Below are 4,096 nucleotides of genomic sequence, written 5' to 3' on the forward strand. Positions count from 1 at the left end.
ATCCTCTCCAGTCATAAAGTAATGGGCACGGACCGCAATTCGCATTGAAGACGCGAATGAATCACCATCGTCATGAATCAATGATCGATGGCGTGATGAAAATGCTGCTGAATTGGATTTATTCGGACAGAATGCCGTTGCACATCGGTCCATATTGGTCCGTATCGGCGCCGCGCTGACCGGCGACGGCGTGAGAGGCATTGTGATGTAGAACTTGCTGGCAATTAGCGCAATTTATTTAAATAAGACCGAATGAAATTGCGGGCGTATCGAGATACTTGCGCGCGCTCGATGATCGGGCGCGGATGCGGCGTGCTGCGAAAATTCAGTTTGCGTAATTCGGACTGAAACTCCATTTCAACCTCCATTTCAGCCGCGATCCGCATGCCCTTGCTCCCGTGGCATGGGCATCATGTTGCGGCTGCTTCATCGCGTCGTCGCGACGGCCTTGGTCATGTGCTTGCTTTTTTTTGAAAGTTCCATTTTTTCCAAAAACTGAGACGCACGGTCAAGCGGATCTGAATTCTGTCGGGGTAGATTCCGGTCGACCTGCGCGGCTCGTGCCGCTAACAAAGACTATCAATGCCATAGCAGGGCAAGACCAACAAGCTAAGGAAGCAGCGTGTCATCCAAATACGGGGAAATTCGTCACCCGGCTCGTCGTTTGCGAGCCGTTTTGTCATTGCCGGCGCTTGCGTTGGCAGTTGGCCATGCATGGGCTGCCCAGCCACCCACCGCCGGCACGCTGCTCAATAATGTCGCACCGTCGTCCGAACCGGCGCCGCGCTCGTCCGAAGCGCTGCCCGAAGCCCCGGCGCGGCCGGCTCTCAAGCTCGACACGACCACCAAAATCAGCGTCAAGCACCTGCGTCTCACCGGCAACACGACGTACCCGGAAAGCACGCTGCTGCCGCTTGTGGCCGACGCGATCGGCAAGGAGCTGACGCTCGCGCAACTCGACGAGTTGGCCCAACGCATTACGCGCTACTACCGCGAGCACGGCCGCCTGCTGGCGCGCGCCTATCTGCCGGCGCAGGACATTAAGGACGGCGAGGTGGAAATCGCCGTGCTCGAAGGCCGGGTCGGTAAAGTCACGATCGAAGACACTTCGCGCCTTTCCGAAGCGCGCGTGGCCAAGCGCCTTTCGTCGATCAAGGAAGGCGAGGCGCTCGACGGTCCAGTGCTCGAACGCGACCTGCTGCTGCTCAATGACCTGCCTGGCGTGCGCGTGAGCTCGACGCTGAGCCCTGGCGCCTCGGTCGGCACGACCGATCTCGATGTCCGCGTAGCCGGCATGGCGCCCGTCAGCGGCAGCCTCGGCATCGACAACTACGGCAACCGTTATACGGGCCAGCCCCGCCTGAACGGCAGCGTCGCGCTGGCGAGCCCGCTGCATCTTGGGGACTCCCTCGGCGTCGATACGGTTCTTTCGCGCGGCCTCGAATATGGGCGCGCGGCTTATCAACTGCCGATCAACTCGGCCGGCACGCAATTGGGTGCAGCCTTCTCGGCGATGCACTACCGGCTCTACAGCGACTTCGATTCGCTCGGGGCGCACGGCACGGCGTACATCAGCAGCGTCTACCTGCTTCATCCGCTCGTGCGAAGCCGGATCTTCAACCTCAACGCCCAGCTCGACTTCGACCACAAGTCGCTGACCGACGACATCGACGCGACCTCGACCTCGTCGCAGAAGGTCGTCAACGTCGTGAACCTGGGGTTGTCGGGCGATCACCTCGATCATTTCGCCGGCGGCGGCTTTACGGCATGGAGTGTGACCTTCTCGGCCGGCGATCTCGCGCCGGACGCGCAGACGCGTGCGCTCGATACAGCCGGACACGACACCGAAGGCAGCTACCACAAGGTCGCCTACTCGGTGACCCGCGTACAGAGCCTGCCCGGCCGCTTCTCGCTCTATGCCTCGCTACGGGGCCAGCACGCGCTGGGCAATCTCGACAGCTCGGAAAAAATGGTGCTCGGCGGAGAAGGCGCCGTGCGCGCGTATTCGGGCGACGAGGCACCGAGCGACGACGCGTGGCTCGTTTCGCTCGAACTGCACTACGCGATCAGCCCGAGCTGGCAGGCGACGGCTTTCTACGACGCGGCTCAGGGCTATTTGAACCACCAGCCGATCGCCGCAGACACCGACAACAAGCGCCGGCTCTCCGGCTTCGGCGTCGGGCTCAGCTACACGCTGCCGCGCAACCTGCTGATTCGCGCCGACGTCGCGTGGCGCGCCGGGTCTCGTCCCACCGCGGATGGCGACCACAACCCGCGCGTGTGGCTGCAGGCCGTCAAGTATTTCTGAGTCCGAGGAGAATTCAATGAACCACGCCTATCGTTTGATTTGGAACCGGGCTGTCAATGCCTGGGTGGCAGCCCCTGAGACGGCCAAGGCCGCGCGCAAGGGCGGCAAGCTCAAGGCTACCGTCATCGCCGCGGCCTCCGTCGTGGCACTCAACGCCTACGCGGCGCCCACCGGCGGGCAGGTGAGCGCCGGCACCGGCACGATCAGCCAGGCCGGCAGCACCACGACCGTCAATCAAGGCAGCCAGAGCCTGTCCATCAACTGGAACACGTTCAACATCGGCGCCTCGGAGACGGTCACCTTCGTGCAGCCGGGTAAGTCGGCCATTGCGCTGAACCGTGTGCTGGGCTCCGATCCGTCGGCCATTTACGGCAAGCTCAACGCCAACGGCCAAGTGTTCCTCGTCAATCCGAACGGGATCCTGTTCGCCAAGGGCGCGCAGGTGAACGTCGGCGGGCTCGTGGCCTCGACGCAGAACATCAGCGACGCGGACTTCCTGAACCGCAACTTCCGCTTCAGCGGCACGGCCAGCAGCGTTGTCAACCAAGGCACGATCACCGGCAATTACGTCGCGCTGCTGGGCGGCCAGGTGAGCAACCAAGGCACCATTGCCGCCAAGCTCGGCACGGTGGCGTTGGCCGCGGGCAGCGACATCACGCTGGACTTTGCCGGCGATGGCTTGATCGGCGTGACGGTGAACCAGGGCGCGCTCAATGCGCTGGCCGAGAACAAGCAATTGATCCAGGCCGACGGTGGCACGGTCGTGCTGACGGCCAAGGCCGCGGACAGCCTGATCTCGGCCGTCGTCAACAACAGCGGTGTGATCGAAGCCGCCAGCGTCGACAACCAGGGCGGCACGATCAAGCTCGTCGGTGATACGAACGCGGGCATCGCCGAGAACACCGGGACGTTGAACGGTAGCCAGGTCGACGTGAATGCGCGCAGCGTGCTGCAATCGGGTGCGGTCAATGCGAATGCCGCGAACCTGACGGCGACCTATGCGCTGATCCAGACCGACGGCGCCAGCGTCAATGGCAACAGCGTTCGCGTCGACGGCGGCGAGCATACGTTCATCTCGGGTGCGCTCACGGGCACGCAGCACCTGACGGTGGCCGGCCAGGCGATCACGCTCGCCGGGGCGCAGCTCGCCACGGGCAATAACGGCAGTATCCGCATCGGCGGCGGCGCGCATGGGCAGGATGCGGACATCACGAATGCGCAGACGGTCGCGGTGAACGGCACGACGACGATCGTCGGCGGCGATGGCGCGCGTGTGACGGTCTGGTCGGATGGGACCACGAATTACTTCGGCAGCACAAGCGCGGGCAAGGACAGCTTCGTCGAAGTGTCGTCCAAGGGCACGCTGAATCTGGGCGGCACGGTTAGCGTGGGCGCCGGCAGCCAGGTCCTCTACGATCCGGCCAACCTCGTGATCGATGCAAGCCCGACCTCGTCGATGTTCTACCTCGATCTCGCCGATCCGTCGGCGGCAGCGGGCGACAAGCACGGCAGCGGCGGCGTGATGGCGCTCGCGAACGGCAACATCGTGGTCAGCTCGCCGCTGGATAACTTCGGCGCGTCGTCCGCGGGGGCGGTCTATCTCTACAACGGCAAGACGGGTGCGCTGATTTCGACGCTCGCGGGCAGCAATGCCGGTGACTCCGTCGGCCGCTTTGGCATCGCGGCGCTCGCCAACGGCAACTACGTGGTCGACAGCGCCAACGGGAACGGCAACATGGGCGCGGTGACCTGGGGCAGCGGCACGAGCGGTGTCAGCGGCACCGTCGG

2 protein-coding genes are annotated in these 4,096 nt (G+C 63.8%); both read left to right on the forward strand.

The genetic code is table 11. The features are described 5' to 3' along the window. Window positions 1-622 precede the first annotated feature (622 nt). On the forward strand, window positions 623-2,308 hold the full coding sequence (locus ACTHL0_RS20040; RefSeq protein ID WP_440568625.1) for a ShlB/FhaC/HecB family hemolysin secretion/activation protein: 1,686 nt from the start codon (window positions 623-625) through the stop codon (window positions 2,306-2,308). A 16-nt stretch (window positions 2,309-2,324) separates the two neighbouring features. Further along, window positions 2,325-4,096: two-partner secretion domain-containing protein (locus tag ACTHL0_RS20045; RefSeq protein ID WP_440568626.1), on the forward strand; the 1,772-nt coding region annotated here is incomplete at its 3' end.

It is taken from the genome of Trinickia sp. (assembly GCF_051961175.1).
Classification (GTDB): domain Bacteria; phylum Pseudomonadota; class Gammaproteobacteria; order Burkholderiales; family Burkholderiaceae; genus Trinickia.